The organism is Mesorhizobium sp. P5_C1 (assembly GCF_054049815.1).
In genome coordinates this window covers 1-17,781 of sequence record NZ_JBFULQ010000077.1, presented here as the reverse complement: position 1 = coordinate 17,781, position 17,781 = coordinate 1, and the positions used below count along the sequence as shown (strand labels likewise).

Genomic DNA, 17,781 nt, shown 5'->3' with positions numbered 1-17,781 from the left:
GTTCAAGATAGGTATCGACGCCGCCCGCGAGGCAGAACGTGGCTTTTCCATCTCGCAGTGTCTTGCAGGCATGGTAGATCGCCAGTAGCCCACCGGCGTGGCCACCAGCTATTGAACCACCACCTTCGAGGACAACATGCTGGGCCAGCAGCTTGCGCAACTTGGCGTCCACCTGAGCGGCAAACCCATCCGGTTGACCTGGCCTTGGCTCTCCGGTGGAGATAATAAGGCACACTTCGGGCGACTGCAGTGATGCTCGCAATGGCCGCAAGGCGTCGAGTGCCGGTGAGATCGCGATTTCCACAGCGCGCTCCGGGCCGGCAAGGCTCGCATCTACGCCGATGTCGCGAGTGATTTTCATCCGCTCACCGAAACGGTCCACCATATGGGGATGATCCTGGATGGCCGAGATACCGGCGCGGACAGCCGCTGCACTTGAGGACGCGTCAAAACCCAACGGCGTGCGTACTCCAACGCCGACGACGACAATCGTGGCCCCTTTTGTCGTCATTCGTTTTCTTCCGGTTGCCAAATGCCTGTTGCCGCTACTGTCGGCGAAATGCCTGTCCGTGGCCTGATACGCAGATTTGTATTCTTCAGCCGTTCCTCGTCGAAAGGCACCGGCAGGGCGGACATCCACGTAATCGAGAACTGCCGTAAATCGGGCTTGATGCGCAGGGTATGGATGGTGGCTTCGCCGTTCTCGCGATCCGGACGATTGTAGAACTCCGTGGTCAGGTCGAATTTTATGCGCGGCAGAAGGAATTGCCAGAAGCCATCCTCGGTGAAATTCCCCAGCCGAACGTCCTCATAGCCAATCAGCGGAGTTTTGGTTTGTTGATCTTCCGGGGCGCATTGATAGTACATACGGCTGAAATCGCGCGGCAAAAGCGGATCGCGCGTCTTCTCCCATTCTTCGCCATAGGTGCCAGCGTATCTTATCCGCGGCTGCCAGTGACGCGCCACCGGACCGAAGCTAGCCGGTGTGCCGCTCTTGTGGTCGCGATAGGGCGCGTTGGAATACTCAAAGTTAGGTCCGGCTTTGCCAACTAGCCGCTGGGGGTCGATTGCAAACCCCGTACCAACTGGATTGCGCTGGTCCCAATCCGGCTTTGATGCCTCCATATCCGTGCCGCCGTAAGTCCGGCGCCAGCTGATCGGCATTCTCGTGAATGGCTCCGCCCGGCTCATCCGCACCGACACCGGGCCAGGCATAAACACGCGGTCCCCCACCACGTTGAGGGTCTTGTCCACGTCGCCGACCTTTATGCGCGCCGCGCTCTCGATGGCTGGACGCCTGCCGGGCGCATAGACGTGTCCTTCGACCAGAACATCCGTATGCTTTTTCTCAAGATTGAGATCAGTTTCGTCGAGAAGTTCGTTCGGATCGGCCCCGTGTAGAGGTGCCAGGGTCACCGGCGTCTGGTTTTTCAAGAGCCGCTGCTTGCCGTCGGCATCGATCTCGAACGACGCCTTGATCGCGATCAGCCAGACCTCATGTCCTCGCTCGTCACGCGTCCAGCTTTCCTGAGCGGCGAATGGCGTATGGTTGGACAGTATCCACATTTGAAACAAGGCATCCTTGCGCGACGGTGAAACAACGGACCTTCAACTGTCTTGGGTATAGCTTGGAAACAATTTGCCGGCGCGACGTGGGTACCGGCTACTGCATATCGTCGAATTTGCCTCCATCAATTGGTCTCCCAGCTCGCCGCAAAGATCTGTTCCAGCCTCGCTTGCGGCGATTGCGGGTCGATGTCGAAAAGATCCGAACGGGCAGTCCACATCACCATGTCGCTGATGAGCTCTTCGCTTGGCTCGACAATCGGCACGGGCAGGGCGCCCAGCGCGGCATCCAGTTCGTCGGGGGTCAGCTCGCCGCCTTGGGCAGCGATGGCCGCCTGTTCGATGCTGGCAAACCACGCCTCGGCGTCGGCTAGCTGAACGGGCACTTCGGCAAGCTGCGCAACAATGGTCAAAGGGAATTGTCTGCCAACTCTGTCGGCACTCTGCAAAATGATACCTGCCGACGCACCGAAGGAAGCCGGGCCAGCCAGGAAGCGCAACGCAGTCGTGCTGGGCCAAAAATCCGAACCGATCAGCGGGACGAGATGCTGCGCCAGCCAGCGGTCCCAGACGCGCACAAAATCCCCTGGCAGCCGCCGTGTGACGAAATCGCCGGTGGCGGGCATTTTGCCGTAAAAGCCTGGCAGGATCATATCTGTGGCGGACATGAGAATTTCTTGAACATTTCCAGATTGTACGGGTTTTCGACGCTGGCGGCCTTGAGCTCGAAATCGGCATACATGCCTTTCGTGCCCAGGCGCAGGCTGTAGACATCGGACAGCGAAGTGCCGGCGAAGCGGCCGCTGCGCAGCATCCTCAGCCATGCCCAGCTGCCGGTCTCGTTGAGCAGGACTTCGGGCGATCCGTCGATCGGCTGGAAGGCGAGCGTAATGACCCCGGTGCCGTCCTTGCCGGGCCATGTCATCGGCTGCGGCCGCGTCGCGTTGTTGTAGTAGACCAGGCTCTGGCCATCGAGGTTGAGCGTGACGCGCGTGACGTTGGGAGACAGGTCCTTCGGCTCGAGCGTGAAGCTCATCACCGGTCCGGTACCACCGGGAAAGAGATCGTCGCGGATATGCCTGGCCTGCTCGAACGCCGGCAGCGCCGCAGGATCGAGGCCGAAATCGGCGCGCCACTTCCATGGCTGGCTGGTCGTGTCGACATAGTTGATCAGGTGGTCGTTGATGAAACCGTCGATCAGCCCGGCCGGTCCGAACAGGCGGGCGAAATCACGTACATTGACGTCCACAGCGCTCTCGGCGCTGAAGGGATAGCGGTCGTTGAGCGCGGCCTGGCAGAAAGGCAGTATGTCGGCCCGCCAGATCGCGTTGAGCTCCGAAGTGACCGCCTTCTGAGTCAAATTGCTGGTATCGCCGGCAATCCCGCCCAGCCAGGTGTTGATGGGGTCGGGCAGGATCTGTGCCTGCCTGGCGACCGCGCCCGTCAGTTCGGCAAGGCCGCCCTGCTTCTTGATGGCATCCTGCGGATTGGGGTTCGCGCTGACCGTCTGCAGCACGTTCGAAAGCGCGGTCAGCGCGACAACCGCGGCATCCAGTGCCGGCGGCTGGCCGTCGACCTCGGCGATGGTGCTCTTGAGCGGTTTGAAATGTTCGGCCACCAGATTGCCGGTCAGGTCTACCTCGCTGGCCGATCCGGCGCGGGGAAGCAGTTTCGCACCGCTTGTCGCCAGCTTGCCGAGCTTGCCAAGCTTGCCGAGCAGTTTCGAAGCGCCCTTGGCCGCCGCTTTGTTGTCGGCGGGCGCGTCGTCGTCGGAGCGCGTCAACTCGGTCTCCTGAACGACCGCCGTAAGCAGCCGCTTCAGCGCCGAATCGGCGCTCGACAGGTCCTTCAGATTTTCACTGGCGACATTGAGATCGGTCAGTGGCGCCAGCCTCATGTCGCGCAGGAAGCTGTCCCATTGCGCGATATAGTCGTCGTAGTAGAGCTTCAGAATATCTTCGGACAGCGCCGAGACCGAGGTTTCTGAGTTTTCCGAGCATCCGCCGGCGAAAACGGCGCGATCGAGCGCCGCCTGGGCGGCGACATCGTCGATACGGTCGAGAATGACGTCGTGGAAGCCGGAATAGGTGAAGGCTCCGGAAATGCCGACGCGAAGTGTCTTGGCGGAACGCCGCGCAAACACCTTGCCACCGTTGGGGCCAGCGAAATTGGCCGGGATCCACTCCTTCAGCCCGGCCACTGCCGGATCGGCCAGCAACTGCTTGTAGGCACGCGCCGGCAGTGAAATCGTACACACCGTCTTCAGCGCTTCGGCAACCAGCGCCTGGTCGGGCGCGATATAGCTTTCGTCGACCGTCATGCGGCGGATGGCGGCAAGCTGGTGCTCTTCGGCATCGGCGGTCGGAAATGGTGCCGCAGCGGCGAATTCGGGCAGGCTGTTCACCCACCAGTTCTGGGCGAAATCGGGATCCATCTGCGACAGCCCCGTCATCATGCGATAGGTCTTCAGTGCCCCGAGCATGAAATCCGGATCGCGGATCTGCCGCCACATGGTCGCCTCGAGCAGTGCGACCATGCGTGGCTCGAGGACGTTGCGCAGGGCGTGGTCGTAGGTGTCGGTCTGTGCCCGCACCAGTTCCGCCGAGGCCGATGGCCCCAGCAGGTCATGGGCGGCGCCCGGCGGTGCTGTCCGGGCAGTTGCGACCGCGTCCATCGCACCAAGCGCGCCGTCCATGGCAGGCTGCTCCACCGATGCCGGAGTTGCGGCAACAGAGGTCAGGGGCGATTGCAGGGCCTCGAACTGGCCTGCCTGGGCCGAGATCGCATTGCGGTTGTCGTAGTAGGACCAGGTGAACACAGCACTGGCCAACAAGCCCGCCACGGCACATGCAGCCGCGGCACCGCGCCAGATCCAGGCGCGGCGGCGTTGCGCCAGCGGGTCGAACGTACCGAGGCCGGCTTCCTTGAAGATGACTTCGGTGAGCAGGTTCTTCAGGAAGAAGCTACGTTTCTCGACCCGTGGTGCGGGCAGGGCCCGGCGTGGCGGCAGGCCGAAGGAAGAAGACAGCGCCGCGGTCAGCCGGTCGATGGGCGCCCCTTCCTGCGTCGCCGATGTCAGATAGAGCCCGCGCAGCCAGGCGACCTCTTCATACCGGCTTTCGCCGAACATCGCCTCGACCAGCACCTGGATGGGTTCGGACAGGCTTGCGAGTTGGGCGGGAAACCGGAAGATCTCGGCACGGGCGGCGAGTTTGTCCTCATCCTCCAGGCGCGGCACCAGCCGCCGCTCGAGTTCCGTCGCCAGCGTCGAAATCTCTCGTTCGATGGTCTTGGCATCGACACGCGCATCCAGCGCGAAGGTCGTTCCCCATACCTGCTCGCGCGAGGCGGTGGACAAGCCGCCGAAGAAGGCCTCGAAACCCTTGACCAGATCGGCCTTGGTCAGCATCAGGTAGACCGGAAGGCGGATTTCGAGCCGGTCGTTGAGCTCGGCCAGCCGGCGGCGGATCTTGCGGCCGTGCGCCTTGATGGCGTCGTCGCCTTCCGAAAGCACGTCGATCGAAAGCGCGACGATCACGCCGTTGAGCGCGCGGCGGCCCCGGTGCTTCTTCAACAGGTCGAGGAAGCCCAGCCATTCCGCCGCGTCCACATCGGGCTGGCTCTCCTGCTGGACATAGCGGCCGGCGGTGTCGATCAGGACCGCGTTTTCGGAAAAGAACCAGTCGCAGTTGCGCGTGCCGCCGACCCCCTGCAGGTCGTCTGTGAGGTCGATCGGAAAATTAAGTCCGGACTGCCGCAAGGCGGTGGTCTTGCCGGTGGCCGGCGGCCCGACGATCACATACCACGGCATCTCGCGCAGAAACTTGCGTCCGCCCAGCTTGCGGCGCTTCAGTTCGGCCATCACCTCGGCGAACTTGGCGCCCACGGCTGCGACATTCTCTTCGCCGGGGCTGAGCGGCTTTTCCACTGCTGGTGCGGCAATCTCGGCGACGAACATGCGGTTGGCGCGGATCGTCCGGCGCTGGGCGACGATCAGCCAGATCAGCCAGAAGATGACCAGCAGCGCGATGATGACGATGCGCACATTTTCAGAGGCGAACGGTTCGTAGGGACCGACCCTGACGATCGGACCGAACACCCAGATGACCAGGGAAAGCAGCGTGATGCCGATCAGCGTCCACAGCCAGCGCGATGTCAGAACTGCCCACAGGAAGCGCAGGATGAACATCTCACAGCCTCTTTTCGACGAGCACCTCGACACGGCGGTTCAAGGCCCGCCCCTCGCGCGTGCTGTCGGTGGCCACTGGATCGGTGGCTGCGCGGCCCTCGGAACGGACGCGATCCTGCGGCACTCCGTTCTGGACCAGCATGTCGGCAATCGTCTGGGCGCGAGCCTCGGACAGTCGCTGGTTGGTCGACAGCGGATTGGTCTTCTGTAGGGGAACGCTGTCCGTATGACCGATCACCGTGATCTTTCCGATGAGCTCCTGATTGGCGAGGATCACCTTGGCGATTGACCCGATCAGGGGCTCGAACCCCTCGGTCAGTTGTGGCCGCGACGACTGGAACAGTTCAGGATTGGAGGCCTGGATGATCAGCTTGGCCACCGAAACGCTTTCGGTGCCGCTGAGGGCGGATTTTAGCTCGGCTGGCGCGCCGGCCTGAAATTCCGGCAACAGCGCAAAATCCAGTTTCTCCGGCGGCGGTGCATCGACCTTGGGCGATGCCCGGGTGATGTCGCCGCGTGCGGGCGGCGGCAACGCGCGAACAAGCGCGGAAAGCTCGACCGCCTGGCTGCTCAGTCCCGTCGAGAGCCCGACATGGACTGCCGTGGCGATCACCGCCGCACCGAGCGCCATGACCCAGATCGGAACGATGAAGCGCTGCGGCTCGTCGGATGCGATCACGCCCTTCCAGTTTGGCGACAAGGGCGCGCCTTCGGCGTCGACGTCGCGCAAGAAGCGTGCCGCCGCCACGCGAACGGCATTGATCGAGCGGTCGCCTGACCGGTTTGCCACACGATATTTGCCACGGAAGCCAAGCGCCAGGCAGTGATACTGCAGCTCCAGCAATTCGCGATCCCGGTTCGGATGGCGCTCGAGTTCGTCGAGACGTGTGAAGAACTGCGTTCCGGCATCGACATCGCCGCGCAGCATGACAACGAGCGGCTGCCGCGGCCAGGCGCTGGCCCCGCCCCATGGCGTGTTCAAGGCCAGATCGTCGAGCAGCGCCGCCACGACCCATGCTGCCTGGTCGGCCCGCTCCATTGAGGATCCCGCCGTCATTGCCGTGTCGCGGGCCCGCACCAGTTCTTCGAGCAACCGGGTCCGCAGTGCTTCCGGATTGTCCGGCGCCAGCGCGCTTTCAAGCTCGGGAGCGAACTCGAGCAAGGGCGCGAATGCGTTGACGAGCGCGTTCGGGTGGGTGCGGGCTCGCTTGACAACCGCGCCCGGCAAGAGTGGCGCCATGGGCCGCGGCATCGGCGCGCCGGTCAATCGAATGCGAGTGCGTTCGCGATCCTCCGACAGTCCGAAAGGATCATCGCGGCTCATCATCTCACCTGTTCACCGAATAGCAGTCCACCTGCGGCTCGCTTGGCAACACGCCCGAAACGCCGATGACGAAGCCGGGAGCGTCGAGCAACGACGCCCAGTACTCGCTTTTCTGGTCCAGCTCGAGGCATAGCCGATCGCCATCGTAAGGGATTTCGCGCGGCTGCGAATGAAGCGGTTTCAGCGGAATGCCGGGCAAGCGCGATTTCCACAGGCCCTCGAACTGGTCGGCCGAGCCGACGGTCGCCTGGTTGACGAAGATCTTGCGCAGCGCGTCCTCCGACAGCTCCGAACCGACACGGATGACGATCCGACTGGCCACCAGCAGCTTCGGGTTGTCGATGCGGATTTTCCAGACATTGGTCGAATGCCGCATGACAGGCAGCGCTCGCGATTTCGGCTCGATGTAACGCAGGCTGAGGATGAGCGAGCGCAGCGCATCCGCCAGCGCCGAATAGGCGGGGCCGGGGGCCATGTGATCGTAGGCCGGCAACTCKCCCAGCCGCCGTGCGCTCGATCCGTAGGTAGCCATCGAACCGGCAAGCCCGGCTAGCTCCAGGTAAAGCTCGGCCGGATGGAAGACATCCTGGGCCAGTATATGGGCCAGCCGCGGGCGCGCCGCATTGGCGAGATTGAGCATCAACAGATCTTCAACGCTGCGCCCAGGCCCACCCATGACCATCTTGCCATGCGCCTCGGCGATCTGGTCGAGACCGGTGACAACTTCCAGCAACAATTGCCGATACCAGGCCACCGCGCCGGTAATCAGTGTCGGTGGCAGGAAGGTCTCGTCCAGGGAGACGCCGCCATCGGCTCGAACGCCCTTGAGGTCGGCTATCGGCAAGGCCGTGTAGCCACCGACCGACTTGCCGGGTGCAAGCAGCAGCGCCTGCGGGCGGGCGATTTCGATTTCTTCAGGGTCTGAACCGCCCTGGACGGCGTCACGCACCGATACGATCCGCCCGTGATATCGTGCCCCCGAGGCGGCGGCGTGTGCCGGATCGAAGCCGACGCCGCCGGCAGGCTCCAGCGGCAAGGCGACCAGCACCGGTCCGGCGCCAGTGTCCGGGGTCACCGGCAGCGGTCGCGGCGCGTCCATCATGTCTGGAATGGAAAAAGGCGTTCCGTCCGGGAAGATGCCCCGTGCGGACAGGATCGAAATCTGGCCGGCATCCAGCAATGCCTGGTCCAGCGTCAGCTGTTGAAAGCCGAACGTATGCAGTTGCCCGGCCTGCAACGCGCCGCGCACCGTCGCTTCGAAGAAGCGATCCTGCTGCTGGAAATGCTGGGTCCGCAGGAAAAGCCCTTCGGACCATAGCACCCTGTTTGCATCGCTCATGCCGCTGCTCTCTGCATTGAGCTCCCCTTGCCCTGGCCGCTAGGCGGAAATGCCGCCGCTGCCAAGCGTGACGTTGATCGTGAATTTCGATCCCGGCGATACTGACTTGGTTGTCCGCCAGTTCCTGCCGCCAGGCTCGCGGATCAATGCAACGAAGCCCAGCGCCGTCGCGTCCGGCTCGACGGTGATGGTTTTGGATGCGGATTTCCCCGGCCCGACAGCGATCTGGTCGGACCCGATAAGATCGCCTGCCAGCGCCGTGCCGGCATCCCCCTGCAACGCAAAATAGTCGGCGGAATTGAATTTGCCGGCGCTTTTCAGCCGCATCRCGAGAACCGTCACCGGCCGATCGCCGCCACCTGGTCCTGGGTTCATGCCGGCCCCGCCGGTCACGTTGACGGTGATCACCGATGGCTTCGGCGGACCACTCTGGCAGGCCGCAAGCAGCCCCGTCGCACCCAGGGCAACGACAAGTTCACGTCGATCGATCATCTCTCACTCCTCCTCGTAAGCATCCCGAAAATCAGCGCCGATTTCGCCAAGGAAGCTTTTTTCCGCGCTCTCGGCGATTTCACGATGGCGTTTCTGGTAAAGCTCCCACAGCTTGGCGCCGCGCCCGCCTGAAAGCAGGGTGCCGATCGCCGAATTCGATTTCAGCTCTTCCTCGATCTCGGCCGGGTCAAAACGGTCGATCATCCGCCGCAAGGCGGCCTGTATGCCGCGCCAGGCGCGCACGTGATGTTGCGCAAGATCGCGAACCGCGTCGGCGATTGCCGCTTCGCCGGCAAGAAATCCGGGGCTGCGCTCGGCGATAAGCGTGACGATGGCATCATCGACAGTTGGCAGAAACTTGAGCGGATTGACCTCGGAGGCTCCGACCATGGTCTGGGCGACGCGGGCGTTTCCCTTTTCCTCGGCCCGCTTGCGCAGAAGCTGCATCAGGCCTTCCATCATCAGCCGATACTCGCGGCCAAACTTCTCCATTTCCGCGATGCTGTCGCGTCCGGGGAAATCGGCTTCCTCAACGCCCATGCCGTGCAGGAATGCCGAGCGAAGCGCCGACTCCCCCGGCTGTGGCGCGGCGGGCGGGCGGGCGGGTTTGGCAGGAGCGACCGCACGTGGCGGGGGAGGGGTATCCGCCGCTTGCACGGGCAAATCCCAGGGATTGGTGGATTGGGGTTGTTGGGCGGCGCGCTCGCGCTGTCCGGTCGAGCCGGCGCCGTTTGCCGAATTGGGCACTGCCGCCGGTCCGAAACCAAAATCATCGTTGAAATCGGATGGCTTTCCGGCAGCCGGTTCGGCTCCGCGGCTGGGGGACGGCACCGGGTCGAGGCTGAATGGGTCCGCCCGGTTCGCGGCACCGCTCGGCTCGAGAAAAGGGGCGGCGTTTCTCGACACAGGCGTTGCAACCGGATCAAGGCTGAACGGGTCATCGAAAGCAGGCGAGTTGCGCTGGGATGCGGCACGCTCGAACGCGCCCGGAACCGGCTGCTCGAACGGGTTCGGAAGATCGGCCGGACGTGGCCGTCGCGGCTCTTCTTCGACCTTGGCTGAAAAGAAGTCATCGCGGCCGATGCTCACCGGCGCCCGAGATGGCTGCGGTAGGCGTTCGGGAACCGGCTGACTGGTCGCCGGTGCTTGAGCGACTGGCGTTTGCAGGTCGACATAGACGATGTAGTCGCCCAGCCTCAGCCGCATGCCGCTTTGCAGGCGCGTCGACTTGCCGGCGCCGAGCGGGCTGTCAGAGCCGTTTATGAACAATCCACTGCTCGACGTGTCGGTGACGAAATACCCGTCTCGCCCGCCGGAAATCTTGCAGTGAGCCCTCGAAACGAACATGTCTGGATCGTCGATCTGCCAGCCCGCGTCGGCGCTGCGGCCGATCACCAGCTCACCCTCGTCCAGCCGGGTCTGCCGTACCGCCTGGGTGCGTGGCCCTTGCTCCAGCGTCAGCAGCAGACTCATGCCGCGACCCCCGCGATTTCCGGCCGCCATCCGACGATTGTCCGCAGCCGCATGTCGTCAGCATCGCCCCTTTCGGCGGGCCGCGCAAGCCAGGTGGTTCGGCCGAGCTGTGCCGATCCGATACGCGGCGGCGGCACGGCTTCGCGCGCAAGCACGATGCGCAGGTCGACGTCGAGCGATTCCCCGATCATGTCGCGAACGGCCTGTTTGAACAGTTTGAGCCGCTGGCCGCCAGGCAGGAAGGCCTTGAAGTCCTCGTACCCCAGCGGGCCGACGCGCAGTTCGATCCTGCTCTGGCGGTTGAAAACCCGCGGGCCGATCGTCGCCCCCCGGCCGAGCCCCGCATAGGCCTTTGCAAGGCGGGTCTGGAGGCCGGTCGGCACGGTTATCCAGGCAGCGATGAACTCCCTGATCTGCACCGGCACCTTGAATGCTTCCGCCAGGAACAGCGTCAGCCGTTCCGGGCCGTCGACCTGGCTGGCGAGCGAAGCCGCCTGGCGAAGCTTTACCGTATCGAGATCGGCGTCCTGGGTGCCGGGAAGTCCAATCCCAGCCATCGCTTCCAGCATAGCGCGAACACGTCCGCCGACCGCGCGTTCGACCTGTACGGCCGGATGCGCGTCCGCCCACGCCCGGTAGTAGAGGGCAATCATGCGGTGCTGCAGAATGTTGACGAAGTCCACGAACGTGGTGTCGCTGGTCAGCTGTGCGTCGGTGCCGGCGAACCAGCGCTGCGACAGGCGGTCGAGCACCCAGCGCGTCAGATGCAGCGGCATGGGTCCCTCGGGCCCCAGCAGGCCGAGATTTGCAACCGTGACCCGGGCCGGCGTCTCGCCATCGGCTTCGCGGAACTGAACCAGGTCCCGCGCCGAAAAGGCGAGGCGCACATGCTGGCCGAGTCGAGCCGGCTCACGGTCGGGGCGGCCGGAATGGCCGAACAGACCGCTCCGCTGTTCGAGACGGCGCAGCAGTTCGAAGAAGTCGAACGTCTCGGACAGACCTTCGGCCCGGTTCGGGCTGGGCTGGTCTAGATCAGGTAGCGATTGCCGGGCGTCATCGGCCATGGCACATCCTCCTGCTTCTGCAGCAGCCGCGTGCGGGTTCGCACGAAGCCGTTTATTCCGGCGTGGCGGGCAAACAGCCGCGCCAGCAAGGCCGAAAGCAGCAAGGTGCTTTGGCCGGCCAGGACCGATTGATCAACGTGCAACGTCACTTCGGTGCCGCGTCCGAAGCACATCGGCCCATCGATCTGCAGCCGTTCGATGACCGGCTGCGAGTCGATACGCACGATCGAATGCACATTGCGCGCAAGGCTCGGATCGCCGCGATCGGCATAGAGGTCGAGCAGAGCATGCAGAGGGTCGATGCCGCGGCCTTCCTTGGCAAGGCTGAGGAAGTTGAGCGCGAGCTGCGCCACCAGCCGCCAGGCAAGATCGTCGGCCCGCGATTCACCGTCGGCCCCAGCCGGCAGTGCCGCGGGGATGGCCGGCTGTGGCGGACGCAGCGCGCCAAGCAGCCTGACGGTTTCGACCGGGTCGCCGGCCTCCAGCGTCAATGTCGGATTGTCATCGAGGATCGGCAGATCACGATTGGTGCAAAGCGCCATGACGTCGAGACGCTTGAGCGGCCGGTTCGCCGGGCTTGCGAGCGGCCGGGATATGGCCAGGAAAACGTCGTCCCCGGTGTATGACGTTCGGGTCAGGCCGTCGCGCCGCTCCTCCTCCGTCGCCCGACGTGGGCGCCGCTCGGTCGAATAGACCCAGCCACTGCCGCGGTTCTGCCCCAGGCTGAAGAGTTCGGGGATTTCGGCGTCGTTGCCTTCTGTGTCGGCATCCTCGACGCGGATGACCCGGTAGATTTCGAAGTCGCGCGCCCGCGTTCGGTCTGCATGCAGCACCTGACGCGTCTTGCGCGCATCGACCTCGATGACGTTGCACTCACGCTCGAACAGATTGATGATCGGCGTTGCGAAAAGTTCGAAGTCCGCCGGTGTCAGGTCGGCAAGTTCGGGCACCGCACGTCTGAACAAGAAGATGATCTCGAGCCCGGCGGCGCACCGGCGCACGACTGGCTGAAGCCCGGAAACCCGCGCATAGTGAAAGCGCTCGGGCATCATGAAATATTCGCGCAGCAGACGGTACCCCTCGAATGTCGGACGGGTACGAGGCATCAGGGCCTCGTCGTCGCTGATGCCGACCATTTCGGGTGCCGGCAGGGGCGACAACGGGTTGGTCTTGCCTTCCGGGCGTGCGCCAACGGCCGAGCAGGCGCCGAAAATCGCATCGAACAGGAGCGGCGCCTTGGTGCGTCCAGCAAAATAGAGGTCGAGCCGGTCGAGCGCCAGTTCGTCGAGCCTGCCTTTTCCGGTTCGGGCCAGCACGATGCGGAGCGCCGCCGCGCCGCCAACGCCGCCGATCGGCCCTATGCCGGCTATCGCCAGCGCACTGCGATCCTGGAAATAGCTCACCGATGTGACCGCTATCGGCCATAGAGTCATTTCTTGCGCGGTGGAGAACGTGCAGCGCGTCGACAGGCCTGGCTGCAGGCTGGAAACCAGCCGCGTGTTGCGCTTGACGACGTGGCCGGCGAGCATGGTCTGGACCTGCTGGCCGGGCTTCAGCACCGCCATCGCCGTTGCCGGCGCCGGCGTGACCAGATCGGGATAGAGAACCTCGAGCACACTGCGTGAAAATCGCGAGCGCTCGGCATCGACCTTCAGCCGGGTGCGCGCGGCGAGGAAGGCGACGCCGTCCAGCAGCCGCTCGACATACGGGTCCGGACACGGGACCGTGTCGAGCGACAGGTTGCGCGCCACTGCCGGATGCATGTCGGCAAATTCTGCCGCGAGGCCACGGATATGGGTCAGTTCCTCCTCGWAATATTCGACGAAGACCCGATCCATCTCAGGCGTCCCTAATTTCGGTCCGCGCCAAGCCGTTGTCGAGATTGATCGTGGTGCGCAGGCGCATGCGTTCCGGCGTCGGCGTCATGATCAGCACGGCGTCTATCTCGATCTTGAGGCCAACGGTCTTGTCGCCAAGGGTGACCGTAACCGTTGTCGCGCTCTCCTTGAGGCGAGGCTCGAAGGTAGCGAGCACCGCGCGGATCTCACGCGCCAGCACGTCGCGATCAAAGTCGCGGGACGACCGGCCCGAGAAGGAAGGCACGCCGTAATTGACCACGCTTCGACGCACCTCCGGAAAATCGGCGAGCGAAGGTGGATTGTCCGACACCTGTTCGTTTTCCAGATCGGAAAGCAGCGGTGTGGCCTCGAAGCGCTCGGTGTTGAAGAGCGCCTCGATGTCACGCCGTACCGCTTCCCTGAGCACGCGAGCCGAAACCACCACGCCGCGGCTTTCGATCTCGACGCGGTGCTGGGTCTGAAAGGCCAGTCGATGCAGACGCCGTTTTTGATCGGGTGTCAGCTCTGCATCGGCGTCTATGGTCCGCGCACTGCCGGTGACGAGTGTGTCGAGACGGTCCGCGCCAAGCTCGTCGAGCAAGACATGGCGCAGCCCGTCTATCTCCGAAGTCAGGCCCGGCAGGTCATTGACGAGGCGATCCCAAAGTGAAGGCTGGACGGCCTCGCTTTTTGCCCGCAAGCTGCCGGTAGTCTGCTGCTTGCCCGCGCCGGGTCGCCGAACCTCACTTGCCGACATAGACATCCATTTCGGCTTCATCATTGCCGTCATAGACGAACTTGATCTTCTTGTAGGCGAAGCTGACCTCTTCCTGGATCAGGTCTTCCTCGTCCGGCGCCTGCGACATGTCGTATTCCATGATCGAGGCGTCGGTGAGGGTGACCACCAGGTAATCCTTGGTCTCGCCATCGATGGTCCGCCGTGCCGAGAACACCACCTCGTCCAGGGCCTTGTTCTCGAACAAAGCCTTCTTCAGGTAGGGCGAGGATTTGTCGTAATGCTTGATGAATTTGATCATGCCCATGGACACGCGGCCACGGCGTGAGAGCGAATTCGGATCATAAGGTGCGACCATCTTGTAGTCGACGCCATGGATTTCGATCTCGTCATCGTGGCCGTCGCGGGTGCTCGGGCCTTTGATATCCGGAACCTTCAGAAAACCATCAATCTTCACTGGCATTGTCTTTCTCCACCGCTTTCAAACAAAAACAAGGTCTGGTTGCTGCAAATCAAGTCTTCACGGACGGTAGTTCCGACACCAGTCGGAGCGAGGCATTGATGCCCTCCAGCTGGTAATGTGGGCGCAGATAGAAGCGGGCAGCGTAATAGCCAGGACGCCCCTCCACACTGTCCACCTGAACCTCGGCGGCGGCAAGCGGGCGCTTGGCGCGCGCCTTGTCGTCGGCAAAGGCCGGGTTGGCCAGCACGTACCGGTTGATCCACTCGGTCAACCAGATCTGCATGTCGGAGCGCTCCTTGAACGAGCCGACCTTGTCGCGCGCAATGGCCTTGAGGTAGTGCGCAAAGCGCGAGACCGGGAAGAGATAGGGCAGGTTGGCGCTCAGCCGCTCGTTCGACTGTGCGTCCGGGTCGACCAGTCGTCCCGCTCGCGTCTCGTCGTCCTGCAGCGAGTGCGCGCCGATGAAGGCCGCGAGATCGGTGTTCTTCCGGTGCAGGATCGGCATCAGGCCGAGCTTGGCCAGTTCGGCCTCGCGTCGGTCGTCGATGGCGACTTCGGTCGGGCATTTCATCGCGATCGACCCGTCATCGGTCGGGAAGCTATGCACCGGCAGGTTCAGCACCGTGCCGCCGTTCTCGACGCCACGGATCTGCGTGCCCCAGCCAAACAGCTTGTGGCTGCGGTTGATGTTGACGCCCATCGGGAAGGCGGCATTCATCCAGACATATTTGTTGTGGTCGCCCTGCACCTCTTCCTCGAAGGTGAAGCCCTTCACCGGAACGGTATCGGTGCCGTAGGGCAGCCGGGCCAGGACCCGGGGCATGGTCAGGCCGATGTAGCGAGCGTCCTCGCTCTCGCGCAGCGACTGCCACGACGCATAGGCCGGGTTGGAGACGATCTGCTGCAGGTCTTGCGGGTTCGGCAATTCCTGCCAGCTGTCCATGCGGAACAGGCGCGGCGAGGCGGCTGCGATGAACGGCGTATGCGCCGATGCGCAGATGCCGGAGATGTTGCGCAGCAGACCGACGTCGCGCGGGTGGTTGGAGAATTCGTAGGCGCCGACCACGCAGCCGATCGGCTCGCCGCCGAGCATCGAATACTCGTCTGTATAGACTTTCTTGAAGATCGGGCTCTGGTCCCACATCTGGCCTTCAAAGTCTTCGAGCGTGTCGGCCAGCTGCTCCTTGGAAATGTTCATCACCCGGATCTTCAGCTTCTGATCCGTCTCGGTGTTGTTGACGAGATACCAGAGGCCGCGCCATGTGCCTTCCATTTCGCGCACTTCCGGCGCATGCAGGATCTCGTTGACCTGCGTGGTCAGCATCTTGTCGATGCCCGCGATCAGCGACTTGATCGACTTGATCGCATTGGACGAGATGGTCGTGGTGTCGGAACGGGACTGCGCCGCCAGCGCCAGATTGCGCACGAGCTGCTGCAGCTTCTCGCTGTCGTCCTTCTTGACCTTGAAATCCTTCTCGAGGAGCCCGCTGAATTCTCCAAGGTCTATGGCTTCGGCCTCGGCGGCGACGGCGGCGGTCTTTTGCTGTTCGGCCATGATCTACTCCCCTGCCTTGTCGTCGTCGGTCAGCGCCTGACTGGCGATCTTGCCAAGAAGCGGCTCGTTGTTCAGAAGCTGCGCGATGYGCTTTTCGGCGTCGACGCGGCCATCCATGAAGCCCAGCAATTCCTCGAGCTGACGACGCATCTTGAGGATCTCGGCCAGTTGCGGAACTTGCGCGGCGATCTTGTCCGGGGCGAAATCGCCCATTTTGGTGAAGGTGAGGTCGAGCGCCAGTTCCTCGTCACGCTCCTGGCCTTCGGCCTGCGGCAGCGTGTTCTTCACCCGGGCTTTGACGCGGGGACCGAGCGCCTCCATGAACTTGGGGAAGCGGTTCGCGTCGGTCTCGACAAAGGAGCGGTCCAGCACCGACTTTGACGCTTCCTTGGTTTGCGAAGCTCCGGAAAGATCGGCCATCACGCCCATGACGAACGGCAGTTCGATCGTCGTCGGGCTGCCATAGGTTTCTACATCGTAGGCGATCTGCACCCGCGGCGCGCGATTTCGTTCGATGACCTTCGCTTTGCTTTCGGCTGGCATGTGTTGTTACCTTTCATCCTTCTGAGCCGCCTTCTTGGCATCGGGAACGCCGGCAAGGAGCCGGAATTCCTTCAGCCCCGACGGGGCGAGATCTTCCATAAGTTCAACGAAATCCATGTGCACCATCCGGCGCACACGCCGAGCCAGGTGCGGGATCGGGCTCGACGGCTCGGTGCGGTCGTAGAAGGCGACGACGAGGTCGAGGCATTTCACCACGTCGYCACGCGAGGAAATCCGGTCGGGAAGCCCCGTGCTCGAGTCCGCGTAGCTTGCCATACTTGCCATCGCATCGGCTCCATGACCGTTTCGGGCAGGCGTTGCCGGTTCTGCCGGCGGGGGTGGCTTGGCCGCGCCATTGGCAACGGCGCCGGCAGCCGAGTTCCGTTCGAGGGTCGTCAGCAAACGCTGCAGAAACCGCTTTAATTCCGGAACCGGAGCGCCGCCGCCATCGAGACGAGCGTTGAGGGCGGTCTCGACCGCGTCGAGGGCCGCCATCGCTGCCCGGGTGTCGGCGATGAGCAAGACCATCTCTGCGTTGGCTTGATCCATCTGTGCCGCGCATCCGGCACGCACCCGGTTCAAGAGTTGCCCGTGCGCGCCGACCAGTGCCGCCTTTTCTGCGGCATTCAACCCCGAGGCGGCTTCCTGGAGCATGACGCGGTCGTCGAGCGCACCCTTTTCCAGGTCTATGCCCTGAATCGGGCCGATAGCGCGCGGCGCAAAGAACGTCATTTGCCGCAGGTTCGCCAACAGCCCGTCCTGACCATTCTGCAGGTCGAGCAGCGCGTTGATCCGGCGCAAGGCGGCATCGCGTGGCGAAGTGCCTGGCCGCAGTGCCGGATGCATGGTTTCCCAATACTGATCGAAAGTCTGCGCAATGAGGGTCAGGCCCTGCGCGAGGCCGGCCAGCCCCTCTTCATTGGCCAGCGCGCGCGTGACGATGACGAGCAGTCGCAGGTCCCGGCCATGCGCGCGCAATTCCTCCGCCTTGGCGAGTACCGCCGACCAGTCAACTGGAATTGTGCTTTGCGAGGTGGCCTTGTTGTTGCCGTCGTGGACGACCTTGGTCTGGGCTTCCGTCAGGCGCTCCAGCTCATGAAAAGCCGGGTCGTTGCGCAAATCCTCCCCGGACGGATTTTCACCGTCGAGCGGAGCAAGCCAGAGTGCGAGATCAATCACACCAACCCCCAGCGACCGGC

The 17,781-nt window shown here is 63.5% G+C and carries 14 protein-coding genes and 1 pseudogene; all 15 read right to left on the bottom strand.

Annotated elements, in window-relative coordinates:
• Positions 1-511: pseudogene (locus tag ACXJ7R_RS09190) on the bottom strand (beta-ketoacyl synthase N-terminal-like domain-containing protein); the annotation flags it as partial.
• Positions 508-1,566: a DUF2169 family type VI secretion system accessory protein gene (locus tag ACXJ7R_RS09185; RefSeq protein ID WP_457151560.1), complete on the bottom strand. Its 1,059-nt coding sequence runs from the start codon at positions 1,564-1,566 to the stop codon at positions 508-510. The gene ACXJ7R_RS09185 and the pseudogene ACXJ7R_RS09190, both read right to left, overlap by 4 nt.
• A gap of 125 nt (positions 1,567-1,691) precedes the next feature.
• The gene (tagF, locus tag ACXJ7R_RS09180; protein ID WP_457151559.1) at positions 1,692-2,219 is read right to left on the bottom strand and encodes a type VI secretion system-associated protein TagF; all 528 of its coding nucleotides are present in this window, start codon (positions 2,217-2,219) and stop codon (positions 1,692-1,694) included.
• Positions 2,216-5,755 (bottom strand): type VI secretion system membrane subunit TssM, encoded by a 3,540-nt coding sequence (gene tssM, locus ACXJ7R_RS09175; protein ID WP_457151558.1) that lies wholly within the window; start codon positions 5,753-5,755, stop codon positions 2,216-2,218. Before tssM ends, tagF begins: the two co-directional genes overlap by 4 nt.
• A 1-nt stretch (position 5,756) precedes the next feature.
• Complete coding sequence (gene icmH / locus ACXJ7R_RS09170) at positions 5,757-7,079, bottom strand: type IVB secretion system protein IcmH/DotU (RefSeq protein ID WP_457151557.1); 1,323 nt, start codon at positions 7,077-7,079, stop codon at positions 5,757-5,759.
• Positions 7,080-7,083: 4 nt separating this feature from the next.
• Positions 7,084-8,418, bottom strand: coding sequence for a type VI secretion system baseplate subunit TssK (gene tssK / locus ACXJ7R_RS09165; RefSeq protein WP_095080766.1), 1,335 nt, complete (start codon positions 8,416-8,418; stop codon positions 7,084-7,086).
• Between the two features lie 39 nt (positions 8,419-8,457).
• On the bottom strand, positions 8,458-8,910 hold the full coding sequence (tssJ, locus tag ACXJ7R_RS09160) for a type VI secretion system lipoprotein TssJ (RefSeq protein WP_457151556.1): 453 nt from the start codon (positions 8,908-8,910) through the stop codon (positions 8,458-8,460).
• Between the two features lie 3 nt (positions 8,911-8,913).
• On the bottom strand, positions 8,914-10,383 hold the full coding sequence (gene tagH / locus ACXJ7R_RS09155) for a type VI secretion system-associated FHA domain protein TagH (RefSeq protein WP_457151555.1): 1,470 nt from the start codon (positions 10,381-10,383) through the stop codon (positions 8,914-8,916).
• The gene (gene tssG / locus ACXJ7R_RS09150) at positions 10,380-11,447 is read right to left on the bottom strand and encodes a type VI secretion system baseplate subunit TssG (protein ID WP_457151554.1); all 1,068 of its coding nucleotides are present in this window, start codon (positions 11,445-11,447) and stop codon (positions 10,380-10,382) included. The genes tagH and tssG overlap by 4 nt, the downstream gene beginning before the upstream one ends.
• A complete protein-coding gene (tssF, locus tag ACXJ7R_RS09145; RefSeq protein ID WP_457151553.1) occupies positions 11,411-13,285 on the bottom strand; it encodes a type VI secretion system baseplate subunit TssF in 1,875 nt (624 codons plus the stop codon). Before tssF ends, tssG begins: the two co-directional genes overlap by 37 nt.
• Before the next feature lies 1 nt (position 13,286).
• On the bottom strand, positions 13,287-14,042 hold the full coding sequence (tssE, locus tag ACXJ7R_RS09140) for a type VI secretion system baseplate subunit TssE (protein ID WP_457151562.1): 756 nt from the start codon (positions 14,040-14,042) through the stop codon (positions 13,287-13,289).
• Positions 14,029-14,484 carry an Hcp family type VI secretion system effector gene (locus ACXJ7R_RS09135; protein WP_095080773.1) on the bottom strand — a complete coding sequence of 152 codons (456 nt, stop codon included), beginning with the start codon at positions 14,482-14,484 and terminating at the stop codon, positions 14,029-14,031. The genes tssE and ACXJ7R_RS09135 overlap by 14 nt, the downstream gene beginning before the upstream one ends.
• 49 nt (positions 14,485-14,533) lie before the next feature.
• Positions 14,534-16,039 carry a type VI secretion system contractile sheath large subunit gene (gene tssC, locus ACXJ7R_RS09130; RefSeq protein ID WP_095080774.1) on the bottom strand — a complete coding sequence of 502 codons (1,506 nt, stop codon included), beginning with the start codon at positions 16,037-16,039 and terminating at the stop codon, positions 14,534-14,536.
• A 3-nt stretch (positions 16,040-16,042) separates the two neighbouring features.
• Positions 16,043-16,582, bottom strand: coding sequence for a type VI secretion system contractile sheath small subunit (gene tssB, locus ACXJ7R_RS09125; RefSeq protein WP_457151552.1), 540 nt, complete (start codon positions 16,580-16,582; stop codon positions 16,043-16,045).
• Between the two features lie 6 nt (positions 16,583-16,588).
• A complete protein-coding gene (gene tssA, locus ACXJ7R_RS09120; RefSeq protein WP_457151561.1) occupies positions 16,589-17,761 on the bottom strand; it encodes a type VI secretion system protein TssA in 1,173 nt (390 codons plus the stop codon).
• Between the last annotated feature and the right edge of the window lie 20 nt (positions 17,762-17,781).